Annotated in this window: 19 protein-coding genes; 14 read left to right on the plus strand and 5 right to left on the minus strand. The window is 31.4% G+C overall.

Going from position 1 to position 20,935, the window contains the following annotated elements; genetic code table 11:
• Positions 1–8 precede the first annotated feature (8 nt).
• Positions 9–929, plus strand: coding sequence for an MBL fold metallo-hydrolase (locus MSM_RS07405; RefSeq protein ID WP_011954534.1), 921 nt, complete (start codon positions 9–11; stop codon positions 927–929).
• Here the strand turns inward: MSM_RS07405 and aroC are convergent, their stop codons facing one another.
• A complete protein-coding gene (aroC, locus tag MSM_RS07410) occupies positions 930–2,024 on the minus strand; it encodes a chorismate synthase (protein WP_011954535.1) in 1,095 nt (364 codons plus the stop codon).
• Positions 2,025–2,097: 73 nt separating this feature from the next.
• On the opposite strand from aroC, the gene MSM_RS07415 reads away from it, so the two are divergent.
• From MSM_RS07415 to MSM_RS07435, 5 genes are all read left to right on the plus strand, one after another.
• A complete protein-coding gene (locus tag MSM_RS07415) occupies positions 2,098–2,808 on the plus strand; it encodes an endonuclease III domain-containing protein (protein WP_004033352.1) in 711 nt (236 codons plus the stop codon).
• A gap of 46 nt (positions 2,809–2,854) precedes the next feature.
• Positions 2,855–3,856 (plus strand): porphobilinogen synthase, encoded by a 1,002-nt coding sequence (gene hemB / locus MSM_RS07420; RefSeq protein WP_004033354.1) that lies wholly within the window; start codon positions 2,855–2,857, stop codon positions 3,854–3,856.
• Between the two features lie 9 nt (positions 3,857–3,865).
• Positions 3,866–4,750 carry a triphosphoribosyl-dephospho-CoA synthase gene (locus MSM_RS07425; protein WP_011954536.1) on the plus strand — a complete coding sequence of 295 codons (885 nt, stop codon included), beginning with the start codon at positions 3,866–3,868 and terminating at the stop codon, positions 4,748–4,750.
• A gap of 156 nt (positions 4,751–4,906) precedes the next feature.
• Positions 4,907–6,451 carry a phenylalanine--tRNA ligase subunit alpha gene (gene pheS / locus MSM_RS07430; protein WP_011954537.1) on the plus strand — a complete coding sequence of 515 codons (1,545 nt, stop codon included), beginning with the start codon at positions 4,907–4,909 and terminating at the stop codon, positions 6,449–6,451.
• The gene (locus MSM_RS07435; RefSeq protein ID WP_004033361.1) at positions 6,452–7,225 is read left to right on the plus strand and encodes an exodeoxyribonuclease III; all 774 of its coding nucleotides are present in this window, start codon (positions 6,452–6,454) and stop codon (positions 7,223–7,225) included.
• Here the strand turns inward: MSM_RS07435 and MSM_RS07440 are convergent.
• Together MSM_RS07440 and MSM_RS07445 are read right to left on the minus strand one after the other, a co-directional pair.
• Positions 7,220–7,921 carry a TIGR02253 family HAD-type hydrolase gene (locus MSM_RS07440; RefSeq protein WP_004033363.1) on the minus strand — a complete coding sequence of 234 codons (702 nt, stop codon included), beginning with the start codon at positions 7,919–7,921 and terminating at the stop codon, positions 7,220–7,222. The genes MSM_RS07435 and MSM_RS07440 overlap by 6 nt on opposite strands.
• 38 nt (positions 7,922–7,959) lie before the next feature.
• Positions 7,960–8,643, minus strand: coding sequence for a DNA polymerase domain-containing protein (locus MSM_RS07445; RefSeq protein ID WP_004033365.1), 684 nt, complete (start codon positions 8,641–8,643; stop codon positions 7,960–7,962).
• Between the two features lie 222 nt (positions 8,644–8,865).
• Here MSM_RS07445 and MSM_RS07450 point away from each other — a divergent pair, with 222 nt between their 5' ends.
• From MSM_RS07450 to MSM_RS07470, 5 genes are all read left to right on the plus strand, one after another.
• A complete protein-coding gene (locus tag MSM_RS07450; RefSeq protein ID WP_004033367.1) occupies positions 8,866–9,213 on the plus strand; it encodes a hypothetical protein in 348 nt (115 codons plus the stop codon).
• A gap of 172 nt (positions 9,214–9,385) precedes the next feature.
• Complete coding sequence (locus tag MSM_RS07455) at positions 9,386–10,324, plus strand: ABC transporter ATP-binding protein (protein ID WP_011954538.1); 939 nt, start codon at positions 9,386–9,388, stop codon at positions 10,322–10,324.
• A gap of 6 nt (positions 10,325–10,330) precedes the next feature.
• Positions 10,331–11,485: an ABC transporter permease gene (locus MSM_RS07460; protein ID WP_004035370.1), complete on the plus strand. Its 1,155-nt coding sequence runs from the start codon at positions 10,331–10,333 to the stop codon at positions 11,483–11,485.
• 18 nt (positions 11,486–11,503) lie between these two features.
• Complete coding sequence (locus MSM_RS07465; protein ID WP_004033373.1) at positions 11,504–11,890, plus strand: hypothetical protein; 387 nt, start codon at positions 11,504–11,506, stop codon at positions 11,888–11,890.
• Between the two features lie 218 nt (positions 11,891–12,108).
• Entirely contained in the window at positions 12,109–12,486 is a 378-nt protein-coding gene (locus tag MSM_RS07470; RefSeq protein WP_004033374.1) for a 30S ribosomal protein S8e, read from the plus strand.
• A 114-nt stretch (positions 12,487–12,600) separates the two neighbouring features.
• On the opposite strand, the gene MSM_RS07475 is transcribed toward MSM_RS07470, so the two are convergent.
• Together MSM_RS07475 and MSM_RS07480 are read right to left on the minus strand one after the other, a co-directional pair.
• Entirely contained in the window at positions 12,601–13,104 is a 504-nt protein-coding gene (locus tag MSM_RS07475; RefSeq protein ID WP_011954539.1) for a hypothetical protein, read from the minus strand.
• The gene (locus MSM_RS07480; protein ID WP_011954540.1) at positions 13,097–13,717 is read right to left on the minus strand and encodes an energy-coupling factor ABC transporter permease; all 621 of its coding nucleotides are present in this window, start codon (positions 13,715–13,717) and stop codon (positions 13,097–13,099) included. The genes MSM_RS07475 and MSM_RS07480 overlap by 8 nt, the downstream gene beginning before the upstream one ends.
• Before the next feature lie 453 nt (positions 13,718–14,170).
• Here MSM_RS07480 and MSM_RS07485 point away from each other — a divergent pair, with 453 nt between their 5' ends.
• The 3 genes from MSM_RS07485 (at position 14,171) to MSM_RS07495 (ending at position 20,841) form a co-directional block, all read left to right on the plus strand.
• Positions 14,171–17,014 carry an FmdE family protein gene (locus tag MSM_RS07485; RefSeq protein ID WP_011954541.1) on the plus strand — a complete coding sequence of 948 codons (2,844 nt, stop codon included), beginning with the start codon at positions 14,171–14,173 and terminating at the stop codon, positions 17,012–17,014.
• A gap of 71 nt (positions 17,015–17,085) precedes the next feature.
• On the plus strand, positions 17,086–17,571 hold the full coding sequence (locus MSM_RS07490; RefSeq protein WP_011954542.1) for a hypothetical protein: 486 nt from the start codon (positions 17,086–17,088) through the stop codon (positions 17,569–17,571).
• Between the two features lie 450 nt (positions 17,572–18,021).
• Positions 18,022–20,841: an FmdE family protein gene (locus MSM_RS07495; RefSeq protein ID WP_011954543.1), complete on the plus strand. Its 2,820-nt coding sequence runs from the start codon at positions 18,022–18,024 to the stop codon at positions 20,839–20,841.
• The last annotated feature ends 94 nt before the right edge of the window (positions 20,842–20,935 follow it).

Raw genomic sequence — 20,935 nt, forward strand, 5'->3', positions numbered from 1 at the left:
TTTTTAAAATGAAAATAACATTTTTAGGTACTGGAGGTGGAAGATTCTCAGCCATTAGTCAAAGAAGAATGACTGGCGGTTTCAGAATTGATAATTTAAACGGGAAAAATTATCATGTTGATCCAGGTCCTGGTGCACTTGTTAGAACTTACCAGTTTGGATTTGACCCAAGAAACTTAGACGGTGTTTTTGTTTCTCATGCACATACTGACCATTACAATGATGCAGAAATTCTTATTGAAGCTATGACCAGAGGAATGACCAAAGAATATGGTGTTGTTTTAGGAAATAAAAGTGTTCTTGACGGTTATGAAAAATGGGGTCCGGGAATTTCAAAATATCATCAAAGCCACTCTAAAAAATATGTTTTGGAGCCAAATCAGGTTGAAAACATTAACGGATGTTCTGTTAAAGGTACAAAAACAGTGCATGGTGATCCTGAAGGTGTAGGATTTCAGATTGATTATAGGGGTTTTAAAATATCCTATACTTCTGATACTGGATATTTTGAGGATTTGCATAAATATCATGAAGGGGCGGATATTTTAATAGCCAGTGTGCTTAGGCCTGGAAATAAATCTATTAGGGGTCATTTATGTTCACGTAACTTCATTGAGTTGTTAAAAGAAGTAAAACCAAAACTGGCTATTATGACTCATTTCGGTCTTAAAATGTTAAGTATAGATCCGATTGATGAAGCAAAAAGAATAACTAAGGAAACCGGTGTAAAAACACTGGCAGCTTTTGACGGAATGTCTTTTGAAGTAAACACTCAAAATCCTGCAAGGATTAGAATTAAAACCTTAAAGGATGTTAATTCTCAAATCCACAGTTCAAACATTGATTTAAATAGAATGGAGAGAAAAAACACTTATCAATCTTCATTAAAAAATGGAGAAAATGATGAGCTTACTATTGGAAAAAACTGATTAGATTTCCAGATTGGAAGGATGGATGTATCCTGATCTAATCATATGGTCTGCAAGAACAATAGCTACACTGGATTGGGCTACAACAGTAGCTCTTGGACAGATGCAGGGGTCATGTCTTCCCTGAATAGTTATGTCTTCTGCTTCCATTTTTTCTAAATTAACTGATTTTTGACATTTTGAAATTGAAGGGGTTGGTTTAACTGCAATCCTTGAAATTATTGGCATGCCATTGCTTATTCCACCAATAATTCCTCCTGAACTGTTGGTTGAAGTGTAAATTTTATTATCTTCAATATAATATTCATCATTAATCTCTGATGCGCAGCTGGTAGCTACATCAAAACCAAAACCGATTTCCACTCCTTTTACAGCATTTATATTCATTAAAATTCTAGCTAAATCACCATCAAGTCTTTCAAATACAGGTTCGCCAAGTCCTGCAGGAACTCCTACAGCGACTGTTTCAACGATTCCTCCAATTGAATCACCTTCCTGTTTTTTAGATAAAATTAATTCTTCCATAGCTTTAGCAGCTTCCAGATCACCGCATCTTACAGAATTTTTCTCAACATTTTCTTTTACAGTATCAAAATCATTGCTGTGAGCCATTATGTCTCCGATTTGAATAACTTGTGAAACAATTTCAATATTTTTTGTTTTTAAAAGCTTTTTAGCTATTGCTCCTGCAATTACATGGCCGATAGTGATTCTTCCGCTTCCTCGACCTCCTCCATTGTAGTCATAATTGCCGTATTTGCTCATCCAGCCATAATCTCCATGAGATGGGCGGGGAGTATTTTTAAACATGGAATAATCTTTGGAATGCTGGTTGTTGTTATAGACAACTCCTGTAATTGGTGTTCCGTCAGTTTTACCCTCAAAAATTCCTGATAAAATCTGAACTTTATCTTCTTCTTTACGTGGTGTTGTTACTCCGCTGGTTCCAGGTTTTCGTTTATCCAGTTCTTTTTGAATATCTTCAGTGTTTAATTCAAGATTGGCAGGACATCCATCAATAACTGCTCCTACAGCTTTTCCGTGGCTGGATCCAAAACTGGTTACTGAAAACATTTTTCCGATAGTATTTGCCATAGTTGTTTCTCCAATAAAAATCTTATATTCATAGTAATATAATATAAATCTAATAAATGTTTTGTTGAGTGGTATGACTGAAAATAATATTAATCTGATTTATGACAAATTACTTAAGACATATTCTTATCAGGGGTGGTGGCCTATTATAGGTTATGACGGCTCAAATCCCACTAAGACAGGGGCTGTTAAAGGTTATCATCCAAAAGATTATAGCTTTCCAAGAAATTCAAAAGAACAGTTTGAAATTATAATGGGGTCTGTTTTGACTCAGAACACTTCATGGCCTTCAGTAGAAAAAGCATTAAATAATCTAAGTCTTTTATGTGATTTTTCAGCTGAAAATATTCTTGAACTGGCTGATTCGTGTGAAGATGAGTTTAAACAGGCTATTCGCCCTGCAGGTTATTTTAATCAAAAATTCAATTATCTTAAAAATATAGCTGAATTTTATATTTCTTTAGATGGTGAAATTCCCTCCAGAAAAGAAGTTTTGGCTGTTAAGGGAATAGGCAATGAAACAGCAGATTCCATTTTGCTTTTTGCATATAAACAAAAGCAATTCAAAGTCGATGCTTATACTAAAAGGATATTTTCCTATTTGGGCTATTTTGACGAAAAAGAAAAGTATATGGATATTAAAAAATTATTTGAAGATAATTTTAGCGGTGATGTTAATGCATATCAGGAGTATCATGCATTAATTGTTGAGCATGGGAAGAACTGCTATTTGAAAAAGCCTTATGGTGCTGAAGATAGGATTTTAGATGAATTTAAAATATGATAAATATTAAGTGTAATATTTTACTAATAATTATGTAGGTGAAAACATGGTATTTCCAGTTACAAGAATGAGAAGATATAGAAAAAACTCTAAAATTAGAGATATTGTTCGTGAAACTAAATTAGACAAAGAAGATTTGATTTATCCTATTTTTTTCAAAGAAGAACTTCAGGGTGATGAAAAAGAACCGATTGAATCTATGCCTGGTGAATACAGATATTCATTAAATGCAGGTATTGAATTTGCAAAACAACTGGAAGAAAAAGGTTTAAAATCAATCATTGTCTTTGGGGTTCCATTGCCTGAAAGTAAAGATGAGGTGGCCAGTCCGGATTACTCATCTACCGGAATAGTTCAAAGAGCAATTCGTGAACTTAAAAAACAGACTGATCTGGTTGTTATTGGTGATGTATGTTTGTGCCAATACACTTCTCATGGACACTGCGGATTAATCAAAGAAAATGATGATACTGACGATGGAGTGGAAATATTAAATGATGAATCATTGGAATATCTTGCTAAAGTAGCTGTTTCTTATGCTAAAGCAGGTGTAGATATTGTAGCTCCTTCTGACATGATGGATGGCAGGGTAGACGCTATTAGGACAGCTCTGGATGAAAATGGATTTTATAATGTTATGATTATGTCATATTCAGCAAAATATGCATCTGCATTTTATGAACCATTCAGGGCAGCTGCTGATTCATCACCAACTCACGGAAACCGTAAAAGTTATCAGATGGATCCCGCCAATGCTTTAGAAGCAATCAGAGAATGTGAACTTGATGTGATTGAAGGTGCTGACTTTTTAATGGTTAAACCGGCTTTGCCTTATCTGGATATTATTAAAACAATCAGGGAAGAATTTACCTTACCTTTAGTTAGCTATAATGTAAGTGGAGAATACTCAATGATTATGGCGGCTATTGAAAAAGGATTTTTAACTGAAAATGCAATTTTGGAAAGTTTAATTTCTATTAAAAGAGCAGGATCAGACTTGATAATTACTAACTTTGCATCATATGTGCTTTTAAACGATTTGCTTTAAGTTGATATTATGGATTCAAAAACAATAGCTAAAATAGCTCAGATAGCTTCAGCATTGGAAGTAAGCGGATATCCGAAGCCGGGAAATGTTCATAGAACTCGCGATTTTGAAGATATGGAATTTGAAGACTTTGTAATAAGCGGAATTGTAATTGGAGATACTATTGAAAAAGCAACTTCAAAAGTCGATAAAAACAGCCTTCAAAATGCAGGATTAGGTAAATATATATTGGAGGCTGTAAAAGAAACAGACAAATGGATAGCCAACAATACAAATCTTGGAATTGTAATGATGATTACTCCAATAGCCTGCGGTGCAGCTATCAGTGATGATTTTTCTCAACTTAGGAAAAACACAGCTGAATTAATGAAAGCAACTACTGTGGAAGATGCAGTGGACTTGTATGATGCAATTAACATTGCAGATGCCGGGGGAATGGGAGATCAGGATGAGTATGATGTAGCTAGTGAAAATGCAAAAGAAGAATTAAGGACAAATAAACAAACCATGTTTGATGTTTTAGAGATTTCTGCACCATGGGACAGATTAGCTAATGAAATGACTACTGGAATGCCTGTTGTTTTTGAAAAAGGTTATCCTACCTATAGCGGTTTAAAAAAAACCATGAAAGCTAATGATGCATGTGTTTTAACATTTTTAACTATCTTGTCTGAAACTCCAGACACTTTAATTTCAAGAAAATACGGTGACAAAAAAGCAGATGAAATTTCATCTCAGGCCAGAGAATTGCTTTCATTTAAAGATGATGAGAGTTTTTCAGATAAATTAAATGAATTTGATAATTATTTATATGAAAATAAATTAAATCCTGGAACTACTGCTGATTTAACTGCAGCTTCCATTTTTGTCAGCTATTTGGAATCAAATTTCTAAATACTTTTTTTCTTTTTTTTATTATCTTCAAAGCTCATACTTAAATTAAAATATTTCTTTTTCAATTCTTCTTTTTAAATAAAAGCTATTTTTAGCTAACATTTATAAATTCTATTTACATATATTATAATATTATTTATTATTTAAGGTGTTTAAATGAGTGGGGATATTAAAAAAACCATTAGTGAATTACATATTTATGAGAAAAAACTTTTAAAAGAATTGGAAACTAATCCTGATGCAACTCCTGAGGAAATAGCTAAAAATACACAAATGGATATTAAATCTGTTATGAGTGCAGCAGGTTCCCTTGCTTCTAAGGATATTATTGAAGTGGATAAGGATGTTGAAGAAATTATTTCATTAACTGATAATGGAAGTGAATATGCAGACGGGGGACTTCCAGAACGTAAAATCCTAAGAGTTTTATCTTCCAAAAAAGAAATGAACATGGGAGATTTAGCTAAAGATGCCGATATTGATAAAAAAGAAACCAACATAGCTATTGGTTGGCTGGTTCGTAAAAACTGGGCTAAAATCAATAAAGGTATTGTAACTATTACTGAACATGGTCAGGAATCTTTTAAAATCTTAGGAACTGATGAAAAGTTATTAAAACATTTGCAGGAAGCTAAAAATTCCATTAAAAGCAATTTGCCTCCTGAATTGTTAGACGGATTTAAAAAACTTAATGACAGGAAAAATATTTTAAATATTAAAAAGAACACCTCACACTCTTTTAAAATATTAGATAAAGGTGAAGCTATATTAAAAGAAGGTTTCACTATTCAAAAACAAGCTACTCAATTAACACACCAACAATTAAAAGATGGAGAATGGAAAAATTTAGAATACCGTCCTTATGATATTAATGCTGAAGCTCCAAAAGTTTTCCCTGGTAAAAAACATCCTTTAAGGGAAATCATTGATGAAATCAGAGAAATCTTTTTAAACATGGGGTTCAGTGAAGAAAATGGTTCTATTGTAGCTTCTGCATTCTGGAACTTTGATTCATTGTTCCAGCCTCAAGATCATGCAGCCCGTGAAATGCAGGATACTTTTTATGTTAAAAATCCTTTAACCTGTGATTTGCCTGACCAGAAATTAGTTGATGAAACTGCTGAAGTTCATAATACTGGTGGGGACACAGGTTCTACAGGATGGCAATATGAATGGGATGAAGATGTTGCAAAACAAACAGTTTTAAGAACACATACAACAGGAATCTCAACAAGATATTTATATGAGCATGAAGCTCCGTTTAAAATGTTTTCTGTAGGCAGAGTATTTAGAAGAGAAACTATTACTTATAAACATTTGCCTGAGTTCCATCAGGTGGAAGGACTTGTTGGCGGTGAAGGTGTTAACTATCAAAACTTAATGGGCTTTTTAAAAGAATTTTATAAAAAATTAGGTTTTGAAGTTAGATTTAGGCCGGCTTATTTCCCATACACTTATTTATCTACTGAATGTGAAGTTTATCTGGAAGATAAAGAAAGCTGGATTGAACTTGGAGGTTCTGGAATGTTCAGGCCTGAAGTTCTTAAACCTTTAGGTGTAGATGTTCCTGTTCTTGCTTTTGGTTTAGGTATTGAAAGATTAGCTATGATTAGATACGATATTTCTGATATCCGTATGCTTTACAAAAGTGATATCAAATGGCTTCGTGAATTGCCTACAACAAATGGAGTTAGATTATAAATGTCAGTTAAGCTCGTTTCCTGGAATGTAAATGGTATTAGGGCAGCCAGTAAAAAGCCGGAGTTTTGGGATTGGTTCAACAGTACTAATGCAGATATTATTAATTTTCAGGAAGTTAGAGCTACTGAAGATTCAATACCTGAAAAATTAACTGATGTCGCAGGATTTAACTCTTATTTTAATGAAGCCGAAAAGAAAGGATACAGCGGTGTCGGCACTTTTTCTAAAATCAAACCTGAAAATGTTGTTAGGGGTTTGGGAGTTGAAGCACTGGACAGGGAAGGTCGTGTACTCAGACTTGAATATAGTGATTTCACTCTTTTCAATATTTATTTCCCAAATAGTGGAATGAATGCTAAAAGGTTGGATTATAAAATAGACTTCTGTAATGCTTTGCTTGATTTGCTTGAAGATTTGAAAAATCAGGGTCAGAATTTAATCATTACAGGTGATGTCAATATAGCTCATAATCCTATTGATGTTTACAATCCGGCAAATTGTGAAGGCAAGTCAGGTTATCTTATTGAAGAACGTGAATGGTTAGATGATTTACTGGCTAGTGGTTTTGTTGATACTTTTAGAATGTTTGATGATTCTGGAGATAATTTTACCTGGTGGAGTTACAGAACCCGTGCAAGAGACCGTAATGCCGGCTGGAGACTGGATTATTTCTTTGTAAATGAAGAATTTAAAAATAAAGTAAAATCAGCAACCATAAAAAATGATGTTTTTGGTTCTGATCATTGTCCGGTTACTTTGGAACTGGATTTATAATATTGTATTTACATCACCAATATTTTCAATAATGGTGATATCCAATTGCTCTTTTCTGATGTATGCTCTGTCTTCTTCTGTAACATCGGAATTAACAAGTATTGCACTCATTCCGGCATTTACTGCTCCAAGTGCATCTTCTTTAAATTTATTTCCAATCATTATTGATTTTTCGGGATCACCATTCATTTTTCTTAAAGCTACATCGTAGATTAATTTATCCGGTTTTTTTGCTCCCACTTCTTCAGATGTTATTACTTCATCAAAAAATGAGTATACATTGAGTCTTACTAATTTTTCCCATTGTTTAATTGTAATTCCGTTGGAAATAACACCTAAACGATATCCCTGACTTTTAAGATAGATTAATGTATCAATAGTTTCAGCAAATGGTCTTAAAAGAGCTATTTTAACATTGTGGTATGTTATCATACCTAACGCAACAAGCATAGGGTCTTCATGGCCTAAAACCACTTCTGTTAAAATATTAAAGTGTTTACCATAATTTGATCCTTTCTGTCTTATGATGGTTTTTAAAACACCATATGCTTCATCTTTGTCTAAAGGCAATCCATTGTCTACCATTAATTCAATAGCTGCTTTTCTTGCAGTTTCTGCAAATGTTGATGTGTCAAGTAAAGTATCGTCTACATCAAAAAATACAACACGGTCATCATTAGGGTTATTACGCATCATTATATCTACATATTATTTTAGTCTTATTTAAAGTTTTATTAGAAAAATGCATCTAAACTTGTTTGTTTTTCTCCTTGGGCTAAGTCTTCCAAATCCTGTTTTGTGTAGCCTAAGGAATACATTATTCTTCCAATAGCCGGAATCATCTGATTGTTTATATAGTAATCTCTATCATATTCTGCTCCTTCACTGTAGTCATAAGGAACTGCTCTCTGGCTGATGGAACCTTTTCCTTTTACAATCACATATTGGATAATTGTTCCTTTAGTTATTTTAATTCCGTGTTCTTCCATTTTTTTAGCTGCAACCACATGTGGTCCGATTTGTTTGTATTCGCTTAATGGTTTTGTGATTTGTGTGTGGATTATCAATTCCTTTCCTTCAATTTTTCCAGTTTTTAGCCTTTTTAAAACTTTTTTAACTGTATTTATTGCTTTGGTTGTGTTTCCTTCTTTTAGGATGTCCTTTAGGACGTCTTTTTGTGTTTGTTTAACGATTGGTGCCCAGTCTCTTCTGACTAATTCCAGACCTTTTGCTATGATTTCACCATCTTCAATAACTGCATATCTTTTTTTACTTACAAAAAAGCCTCTTCTGTAGAATCCTTCATATTCCAGTTCCATAACTTCTGGAAGTGTTGCATTAAGGTCGGTTATGAATTTTTGAGCCTGATTTTTAATTTCAGCTTCTAATTCCAGTTGTTCTTTTGTTTCTTTTGGCAATTTTTTTACACCAATTTTATTTTAGTTATTTATTATTATTGCTTTGATAATTTAAATTGTTATTGTTTTGAAATATTTAATCGGGTTAATACTGTTTATTTTAGAAATATTGCTTTAAAAATTAACTATTTAATTGAAAAATACTTATAATTTCTTTTCAAATGCTCTTATTGGTTAATTATTTATTTTATAAGATTATAACAATATGTGAGGTGATATGTCATGAAAACTCAAAGATTAATTTCTAGCTATGATGAAATAAATGATATTTTCTGTGGAAAAATAGACGGTAAAAATGGTTATTTTGCAAATTATGCAATGAATGAAGGAATTTTTATAAATATTGATAAAAATGGATGTCCTGTATCTGTTTTTATAGATAGGGCATCTGATATTTTAAATGTTAAAAAAGAAATTTTGGAAGAATCTGATATTAAAATCGGGCTTGGCTGTGATGATTGTTCAATATATTTTGATATTTTTGTAAATGGTGTAAAAATTTATAATAACAAATTTGAGAATAACTGCGGAATTCCTGACCTTAATTTTCTTTTAGACACTGATTATTAAAAAGGAAATATTCTTTCCTTTTTTAATTATCCCATATATTTATAATTTATTTTTGATATATCATTAAATGGGAAAACGAATAAAAAAATTATATTTTTTGACTTTGTTTTTAACTGATTATACTCAGAGTATCAGTTAACACATGGTCAAATTATAGGATAAGGTTAAAATAATGTCTGAAACTTTAATTGAACTGCGGAATGTTGTTAAAAAATATGATGATGTTGCAGTTGTAAATAATCTGTCTTTGGAAATTAAAAAAGGTGAGATATTTGGATTTTTAGGTCCGAACGGTGCTGGAAAAAGTACTTCTATTAATATGATGGTCGGATTATTAAAACCGACAAGTGGAAATATATTATTCAATGGAAAGGACTCCTCATATCTTGATGAAAAGGAAATAGGAATTTGTCCCCAGGATGTTGTGCTGTGGAACAATCTCACCTGTTTTGAAAACTTGTATATGATAGGAAAAATGTATGATATTCCAAAAAAGCTTTTAAAAGAAAGGATATTAAAAATTCTTGAAAAATTACACTTGACTGATAAAAAGGATGAGCTGATATCCTCTTTATCCGGAGGGATGAAACGCAGGATGAATATAGCTATGGCTACCATTCACAATCCCTCTATCGTTGTTTTAGATGAGCCTTCAGAAGGTTTGGATCCGCAGTCTAGAAGACTGCTGTGGGATTATATCCTTCATCAGAAGGAACTGGGTCATACTGTTATTTTAACCACGCATCTGATGGATGAGGCAGATATGTTAAGTGACAGGGTAGCTATTATTGATCATGGCAAGTTATTAAAATTAGACACTCCAAAGAAATTAAAGCAGATAATCGGTAACGGAGATACTGTTCAGCTTGAGCTGGATAATCATAAAGACAATGAGGGGATTATCAGTGAACTTAAAACCATTGGTGATTTAAACAATATCTTTGAATCTGATGAAAAAATAATTCTTGTTTTGCTGGATGCAGTTAAAAAACTGCCTGATATAATTCATCTTGTTGAAAGCAAAGGTTCCAAAATAGCTGATATCAGCATACGTCAGAATACTTTGGAAGACGTGTTTATTGAGCTGACAGGAAGACAATTAAGAGAGTGAGTTAAAATGAAAATATTTGATATTGTCCAGTTAAATTTTAAACAGTTAATCAGAGATAAGAAAAACCTCTTCTTCCTGTTGCTGTTTCCTGCAGTATTCATGCTAATATTCGGTATTGGTTTCGGAGATAATGTGGAAAGTGATATAGATATAGCTATTGTAAATCATGATGATGGGGATGTGTCCAATCAGCTAGTTAGCATAATTGAAGACTTTAATTCCAGTGAGGATGAAAAATTATTTACAGTTCATAAGATTGATGATGAAACTAAAGCCCAGGAAATGCTGAAAAACGGCTCTGTTTCTACAGTTCTGATTATTCCTCAGGATTTTACCAGTGATATGGGTAAAAATCAGTCCAGTTTAGGTGAAGTTACAGTTAAAGGAAATGCAATTGATACAGATTATGGTATTGCAAGCAGTGTTATTGCAGGAATTCTTTCTGAATTTTCTAAAGAAATCATAAAGGAAGTTTCAGGACAGACAATTCCGGAAATAGACTTGAAATATGATGATCTGGATATTTCTTCATCATCTCTGTTTGATATATATGCTCCGGGGCTGATTGTATTTGCTATTCTTATGACTATAACTGTAGTTGCTTCCAATGTAGCCAGTGAAGAAGAAAGCGGAATGATTAAACGTTTAAAACTTTCTAAAATGAAAACAATTGATTATGTAGTTGGAAATTTAATTTCCTGGTCTTTTGTCGGTGTCATTCAGGTAATCATAATGCTTTTAGTAGCTGTTTTAGTTGGATTTAAATGGGAAGGAGGAATTTACACATTGGTTCTGGCATGTATTGTAGGTATTGTAACCACATTTTCTTCAGTGGCTGTTGCTTTGATAATTGTGGCTTTTTCAAAAAATGCAAAACAGGCTTCAAGTATTTCTCCAATTGTTGCTGTTCCATTAAGTTTTATAGCAGGAGCATTTATCCCATTACCTGACTGTGTTATAGCTACTATAAATAATCAGCAAATACAAATTTATGAGATTTTACCTTGGAATCAAGCAATTACTGCCATTCGTCAGGTTTTAACTTATGGTCAGGGTCTGGATGCAATATTCATGAACCTAATAATTATATTAATAATGGGAATTATATTATTAGCTATAAGTGTTCTATTGTTCAATAGAAAAATTTCACGTGAAAGCTAATTTAAGGTTTGGTTTGTTATGAATAAAGAGAATATATCTTATGTTTGTATTATTATATGTGCATTAGTTGCTTTAGCTATTGTTTCAATTTATGCGCTGGAATATTCTCAGGAAAAAACTAATCTGAAAATTATAAGTGATTCTAATTTACATAATGGTGATTCATTCACTTTAAGGTTAAGTGATGCTTATAACAGACCAATTGACAACAAATCTGTTGAAATTACTGTAACTGATGCATTAGGCGAAAAAAACTCTTTCAATGTTACAACTGATAGCTGCGGAGAAAATACCTTTGGAATGCGTGTTACTCCAGGAGTCTATTCATTTGATTGTGTTTTTTCGGGTGACGGTAATTATAAGGGATCTAGTACTTCACAAAATATTTCAGTTTGTGATTACTAGCTATTTTCTTTTTTAAATGAAATTTTATTTTTTCTTATTTTGGAAGGCAAATAAAACATTTATATATAATGAAAGAGTAATATTTTATTATCATTATTCTTTAAGACTCTTTATTGCTCTCAAGATTTAAATTGTTATTTATCTTCTTGTCACAACAGTTTAAATGAAAGAGGCTTAATGACGCGATTATTATTTAATTATATTTATTAGGTGAAATAATGGCAATTTCTCAAGGAAAATCAACTAGATTACCATCCGGTGCAAGGAATGTTGCAAACCGTGGAAAAAGGAAAGCTGAATTAGGTAGAGACCCAGCTGAAACTAGAGTAGATGAAAAAAGATTGAAAAAAATCAGAACCCGTGGCGGAAACGAAAAACTCAGATTAGCTACTGCTAATAAAATGAATTTAACTGATCCTGCTACTGGTAAATCCCAAGTTGTAGATGTTTTAGGTGTAATTGAAAACTCTGCAAACCCAAACTACGTAAGAAGGAACATCATTACCAAAGGTGCTATTGTAGAAACTCCTGAAGGTAATGCAAAAGTAACCTCCAGACCTGGTCAGGATGGAGTACTTAACGGAATTTTAATTTAAATAATTTATTTTATTTAAATTTACTTTTTTTATTAAAATTAGAAAATTAGCTTTTTATATATTGACTTTTTTAAGTTATACTTTATTTTTTAAAAAAAGGAGTTAAAGGAATTTTTATTCCTTATTTTTTCTTTTCATTAAAAGCACTCCAATTGGTGCACCAATAAGAATACCTATTATTAATCCAATGAATAACGGCACAGCAAATGAACTTTGAGACTCTTCATTTTGTGTTGGTGCATTCATTATTTTATTTAATCCGTCTTCTATTGTATCATTGTTAACGTCGTCAACTACAATAACCCTATCAGATACTTCTGAATGTTTCTTTAAAAATTCATTTCCGCTGTCCTGATAAGCTATCATTAGTATGCGTTTGTTTGTGTTGTTTACACTGTGTTCTAAAATATGTTCCACATCAGCCTGTGAAGTAAATTTATAAACACTGATATTCATTCCGTTTGAATCAGCTATGTCTTTAGCTAACTGTCCGTTTGTTTCATCTGCGATAACCATTGTATCAGCAGTTACATCAACTCCATGTCCGTATACAGCAGACATGATTAAAGGTATTAATAAAATTATAATTAAATATTTTTTATTCATAGTATCACTCATTAATCTCCATTATTTCAGGTTTCATAGTTTTAATTGCACTTATAATAACCACATTTGCAGCTCCTTCAATTATTGATATAAATAAATAAAATGGGAGCAATGTTGCAAGTAATGCGTTTAAACTCATAGTTCCAGATATTAATAATATAATTATTTGTCCAAGTGTTGCGAATATAATTCCAATTACTGTTCCTCCAAATATTGCAAACTTTTCATTTAAGTCTTTGAATAAAGTGTAGAAGAAGTATGCTGTTATGGATATTATAAATCCTATTACTATAAAATTAGCTCCAAGAGAAGTTAGTCCACCCATATTCAATGCTAATGCCTGTATAATTAAACTTATAAATGCAACTATACTTGAAGAATATGGCCCTAATATAATTGCAATTAATGGAATTAAAAAGAAATGAATCGGAACACCTAGGGGTGAAGGAATAGACAGTGATGTAATGATTACTGTAAATACACTAAAAATAGCCATTGAAACAATTTTCTTGTCTTTTTGACTGTCTTTTTGAAGTTTATAGAAACATATTGCCATAATTAATATTGTTAAAATCCAGTAGATAAGTGCCTGGTCTATAGTTATTATTCCATCGGGTATATGCATTATATCACTTTTTCATTTATATTCTTATATATTTAAATATAATATGTATTTAAGTCTTTTTATTACTTTTTTTATATTTTTCATTGAAAAGTATTACTTTTTAAACATTTTTACTAATTGTATGTCGTTAATTGGTACTTTGTCAATATAATAAGTATTACTTTTGATTAAATGATATATTAATTAAATTGCCATAGGTTTAACGAATATTATAAACATTGTTCTGTTTGTAGGTCTTTGAGACTGATTTGGTGATACAGGATAACTTGGTATTGGTATTGGTGCTTTCTATGAAGGGTGTTTCATTTTTTTTTAAAAAAAAAGTAATAATATTTTTGCTTTTTTTCCATAATTTGTAATAATCATATTTATATGGGTATTACTTTTTATATTAGAATCGTATTCATCTTTCGTGAATACGAGTTTAATTAATTAAAAAGGAGGTTTGATTTAATGGTTGTTAAAAATAACGGGAAGCGATTCGTGTTTATATTATTGGTCGTGACATTAATTGCTTTAATGATGGGTAATGTTTGTGCAGAAGATGTTAATGGTACAAATGTTGATACAATAACACCAACTAAATCAATTAATGTAGATGTTAATTACGAATACGCAAACGATAATAATAATGTAATTCCTGATTTTTATATTTATTCAGGTGAAGATAAAATAGAATATAACAAGGAGTTGGTTAGCTCAAACAGATTTGTTCTTACATTTAAGGATAATTCTTCTAATGGGTATAATATAACTGCTTTGACTGCAGGGTATATCTCTCAAAGTCAGATTATCAGTGATTCCATTACTTTTAATTTAAAAGCTAGTGATGCATATAAACTTGGTCGTGATGTAACTGCTGATGCAGACAGATTATTGGACTTTAAAACTGCTGATGATATTCTTGTTGTAACAACAGCAGGAGTTACCAAGTTAAATGGTAAATCAACTGAAGATGCACTTGAAGCTATTTTAAACTACGGAACTAAAATTAAATATTCAAATGTTTTAATGTTACGTGACACTGCTGTTAATCCAATTGATTTTGCTTTTATTGTTAAAAAAGGAAATGAATTAAAAGCAGTAATTTATGAAAACGGTTCAAGATCTTATTCTTACTTAGGTACAATTTCTGAAAACATGACTAGAGAACAATGGAACAACTATATCAGGTCTATTCATGGCCAAAATGCTTGGTCTTTTGCAAGTTTAGCTAATGGATGGGTTGCAGGTGTTTCTAGAGAAGTACTTCAGGAAGCAGCATTCCACGGGCATATTTGTGAAGGTACACTTGGTGGTTATAGTATTGTTAAAGCTTTAATAAAATATTACCCTCCAGTTCAAGAAACTTTAACTGGCGGAGGATCTCCAGCTGATGTTACTTCCTACAAAGTATTAGGAGTTCCTGGAGGCTCTGATGATGATGCAGTACTCTTTTTCTTAGATGCTACAATTGGTAAAACTTCATATGTTGGAATTGACACCACTGCAACTGGTGCTACTGAAAATATGTTAGGTTTTATTAGATGGGATGCAAAATCATTATCTGGTGATTTAATTATAATGAGTTTTGATTCCAAGAAGATAAAAGCTGATTTTAAAGCTGAAACTGGTATTAATGCTGATGCTGGAAGCTTAGAAGAATTAAAATATTGTACCTGGTGGATTAATAAAATTAATAAAAATCCTGAAGAATTAGCAACATTTTTATATGAATTTACTAATTTAACTGAAGAACAATACTATTATTTGATGGGAACTGCAAAAAGTGTTGTTCATGGTAATGTATCAATTGCACCTGTTGAATCTCACGGTTTAGATTTAAAATATATTTTATCATTAAATTTACCAAAAGCAACAAGAACTGTTCCTTCTGGTGAATCTGGTTCATTATCCGATGAAGAAATGAAAAATATTGGTTTTGAAGCATATAATAAAGCTAGCGCTATTTTTAAAGATGAATTAAATATTAATTTAGGTAAAGATAATGTGGATTTAGGTATATTTACTTCTGCAGGTTATGTTTATTTAAATGGTAAAGAAACTGTTGCAGTACGTGACGGACTTTATGAAATTGCTGGTGCAACTTTATACAGTAAAAACTTGTTACAATATCACCAGGCATTATGGAAACCGTTATGGTTTACATTTATATTGCGTAATCCTAATTCTGATGTTTTATACTCAGTTTATTTAAGGTATAATCCTGATGGAACATGGTTTGTCGGTGAATTAAATGGAAGTAATGTTGTTGATATTGGAATTGAAACTTTAAACAGTTCTGCAAAAGTAAAAGCAATTCAAAAAACTTTTATGCCTGACCAAAATTGGAATAGTATTCAATCTATTGCAAATGCATGGAAATCAAATCCTAATTTTGATCAAATAATGGCTTTTTTATACCATAATCATGTTTGTCCTGGTGTACAACCTGGATTTTTCATAACTGATTATATTCAACAGAATCATCCGTTAGGTGAAAATGAATCATATAATTACATTGCATCTAGTACTTATTGTAAAGATGACAGTTTGACTTATCTGTTAGGTGTATCTCCAGGTATGGGAACTTATTTTGTTCAGAAATTACCTGATTCTGATGTAACTTCTACATATGTAGATGGGGCTACTGATGAAGGTGCTTTAGTTATTTGGGATAATAACTTAAATATTGGTCGTGTTGTTATTGTTTCATTTAAATGGCCTACAATAGATACTAGTATGTATGCTACTTCTGAAGCAAAACGTGCTGCTCAAATTCAAGCATTCATTGATTTATATAAGGGAATCAATAATCCAAATGTTTTAGAAAATTTTGTTGTTAAAACCAGTGAGGAAAAATGGATTACTGCTGAGCAATTTAATTTATTAAAGTCAGGATCTGGTGAATTAAACACTATGGATTATATTAAGAGTCTTGACGGTTCAGTAACTAAAGAAGATTTGTTAAAACAATTAGAAAAGAATAACAATTCAAACACTAATACTAATACTAACACTAATACTAACTCTAATTCCAACTCTAATGTTAATGAAAACTCTCATTCATCAGCAAGCAGTGCAGGTGTTTCTAATAATCGTAACATGCCACAAAGCAGCAATTCTAATGTTGGTGATTCAAATAATGCATTAGATTCAAGCAGTGCTGATTTAGGTTCTGATGATGGTAAATCTTACGAAGTTTCTAAAAAATCTCCAGCTAAATCCATTAATCCAGATTATATGCCATATGTAGTAATTGTCATATTAATTGTCGGAATATTAGTTGGTGTAGGTTATATGAAACATAGAAAATAGGAATTTTTGTATTTATGGATTGCATATTAATTTTTTAGTATGCAATTCTTTTAATATTTTTTTTGATTTAAATGAATTTTAAAAATATATTATTGTTAATCTCAATAATTTCTCTAATATTTGTTTGTGTAGGTGGAGTAGCTGCACATCCTGGACATGGACATGAGTATATTGAAGAGGTTTCTTCATCTTCAGATTCTCCCCAGTCAGCTCCTTCACATTCAGGTTCATATCAACAGTCACATTCTTCAGGTGGTTCTTCTGCTTCTCACACTTACCAATCTAAAAGTTCTCAGGGAGTAGCTGAAAAAACACATAGTTCTACTGGCGGGAAATCTGCAGGATCTGGTGTTGATTCACAGAATGATGTGTCTGATTCTGGAGATATGAATGTTGATGAGGTTAATAATTCAAATACAACAGATAACAGTACTGCAGAGGAGGTAGTTGAAGAAACTAATCCTTTATTCAGCACATCTAATATTTTTATTTACATAGTGGTTTTTTTAGCAGGTTTGTTCGGTTCAATAATTTTAATGAAGATATTTTCTAAATGAAATGAGATTATAAAATAATTATATTGTTTGGATGTTTGATATTATTTAAAATAATTGAATGGATTCTTAAAAATCATTTTTTTATTTCTTTTTTTTCTACATTTGTCAAAACTGATTTTTTTTATTACTTTTTATTGAAATGTAATACTTTTAAAATATTTTAACTAAATGGCGTATTAATTAAATTGCCTTTGTTTTAAGTAATTTTTTAAAATATTGCTTTATTGATATCTATTTAAAATTAATTTGCTGTTTTTAAATAGTTTAATATTGATATTCAGCTATTTTGTGTAGATTATTTTTAAAATTATTTTTTAGAAAGTAATAATATTTTTAGTTTTTTCTCAAAATTCGTAATAATTATGTTTATATATGTATTACTTTTTATAATGATATAGTATTCATTTATTATGGATACGTGTTTTATTAATTAAAAGGAGGTTGAATTTAATGGTTGTCAAAGATATTGGGAAGCGATTCGTGTTTATAGTGTTGGCTGTGACATTAATTGCTTTAATGGCCGGTAATGTTTGTGCAGAAGAGGTTAATAATACAAATGTTGATACCGTAACACCAGTTAAATCAGTCAATGTTGAAGTTAATTATGAGTATACAGGCGATAATGCTAAGGTTATGCCTGATTTTTATATTTACTCAGGTGAAGATAAAATTGAATATAATAAAGAGCTGATTAACTCAAACAGTTATGTTCTCACATTTAATGATACTTTTTCTAAGGAATATAATATAACTGCTATGACTGCAGGTTATGTTTCTCAAAGTCAAATCATTCTTAGTGATTCTATTATTTTTAATTTAAAGGCAAGTGATGCATATAAACTTGGTTATGATGTAACTGCCGATGCAGATAAGATATTGGATTTTAAAACTGCTGATGATATTCTTGTTATAACATCTGCAGGTGTTCCTAAATATAATAGCAGGACAAGTGAAGATGCTGTAGAAGCTATTTATAATTATCAGTATAAATATGGGCAGTCTATTCCGTATAATAATGTTTTAATGTTACGTCAGACTGCAGTTGACAATATTGATTTTGCATTTATTGTTAAAAGAGGAAACGAATTAAAAGCAGTAATTTATGAAAAGGCTTCTAAAACTCCTGTATATGTCGGAACTATTTCTGAAAACATGACTAGAGTTCAATGGAACAATTACTTCAATTCACTTTCCGGTGAAAATGCATGGGCTTTTGCTAGTTTAACTAACGCATGGGTTGCAGGTGCATCAAATATTATTCTTCAGGAAGCTGCATTCCACGGACATGTCTGTGAAGGTACTCTTGGAGGATACAGTATTGTACAGGCTTTATTAAAATATTATTCTCCTGTCGGGGCTTCTGATTACTATGATATTTTAGGAGTTCCTGGAGGATCTGACGACGATGCAGTTATATACTTTTTAGATGCAACACCTGGTAAAATAGGGGATGTTGGAATCAATATGAGATTAAATGGATATATTGGATTTAACACCACTTCTACTGGAGTGTCTGAAAATATGATTGGATTTATCAGATGGGGTGCTTCAAGCGGAACTTTAATTATTATGGAATATAATAAAAGTAAAATCACTGCCCTTTTTGAAAAAGAAACAGGTATTAATCCGAAAAGCGGAAGTTTGGAAGAGCTGAAATACAATACCTGGTGGGTTAAAAATATTAAAAATAATCCTGAAAAAATGGCAGATATTATTTATGAATTCGATAACTTAACCAGAGCTCAGTATTTTGAACTTATTGGTGACGGTAAAACTGTTGAAGCTCGCGGTTTAGATTTGGATTATATTCTTTATTTAAATTTACCTAAAGCTACCCGTAATAGCGCAAGTGGTTTGGATATTAGCTTGTCTGATAAGCAAATAGAACAAATTGGTGTTGATGCTACAAATTTAGCTATTTCAATTTTTAAAAATCAAAAAGGAATTGATATTACTAAAGACATGGTGGATCTTTCTGTATTGACTTCTGCAGGTTATGTTTATTTGGGATCTTCTGATACTGTTTTAGCTAGAAATGGTATTAATAAGGTTTTAGGTGCTACTTTAACCAGTGCTACTTTATTGCCAATACATACTCCGGCATACAAACCGTTATGGTTTGCTTATGTTTTGCGTTCACCTGATTCTGATATTTTAGATACTGTATTTATCAAATATAATCCTGACGGAACTTTCTTTGTTGGCGAATTTAACGGCAGCAATGTGGCAGATGTTGGTATAAATTCAATTAACAATTCTGCAACTGTTAAAGCTTTGTCTTCAAAATTTGCAATTGATGAAAGTTTCTTTGGTGTACAAAGTATTGGAAATGTTTGGATGTCTCATCCGGAATTTGATCAATTGCTGTCTTTCCTATTCCACAGTCATGCATGTCCAGGTGTACAGCCAGGTTTCTTTATAACTGATTTTATTCAGGAAAATTTCCCGTTAGGTGAAAATGAATCTTATAAATATATAGGTTCAAGTATTTACTGTAAAGACGACAGTTTAATTTATTTGTTAGGTATTTCTCCAGGTATGGGTGATTATTTCCTACAAAAATTACCTGGTAATGAAACTGATTCCACTTATGCAGACGGTGCAAAAGATGAAGGAGTTCTTATTGTTTGGGACAGTAATTTAAATATAGGCAGAGCAGTTATTATTACTTATACTTCTGCCAAACTTAAAAAAGTTGCTGTAAATACTCAAGATGCAAACAGACATGTTCAAATTCAGACATATCTTGATATTTATGCTAAAAAAGATAATTCGTTGGTTATTTCTAAACCTACAGTTGAATCTAACGAAGAAAAATGGATTACTTATGAACAGTATTTGGAATTGACTTCAGGTTCTAAAGACCTTAATGCATTATCTTATCTTAAGGGCCTTCCTAGTGTATCTAAAGAAGATTTATTAAACTCAATGAAAAACAACTCAGAAAGTAACTCTAATTCTAACACTAACACCAATTCCAATTCAGATTCAAATGCTAATGAAAATTCTCATTCATCAGCTAATGTGAATAATGTTGGTGTTTCCAGCAATTATAATAATATGCCGCAAAGCAGCAGTTATGATGTAGGCAACTCAAATGATGTGTTAGGATCAGATTCTGAAGTTTCTGAAGATGAGGGTAAATCTTACGAAGTTTCTAAAAAATCCCCAGCTAAATCCATTAATCCGGATTATATGCCCTATGTAGTAATTGTCATATTAATTGTCGGAATATTAGTTGGTGCAGGTTATATGAAACACAGAAAATAGGAATTTTTGTATTTAAGAATTGTATATTAATTTTTTAGTATGCAATTCTTTTAATATTCTTTTTTTTACAAATTTGTCATTTAAACAGACATGG

The sequence above is a fragment of the Methanobrevibacter smithii ATCC 35061 genome (genome assembly GCF_000016525.1).
In the GTDB taxonomy this organism is placed as follows: Archaea; Methanobacteriota; Methanobacteria; order Methanobacteriales; family Methanobacteriaceae; genus Methanocatella; species Methanocatella smithii.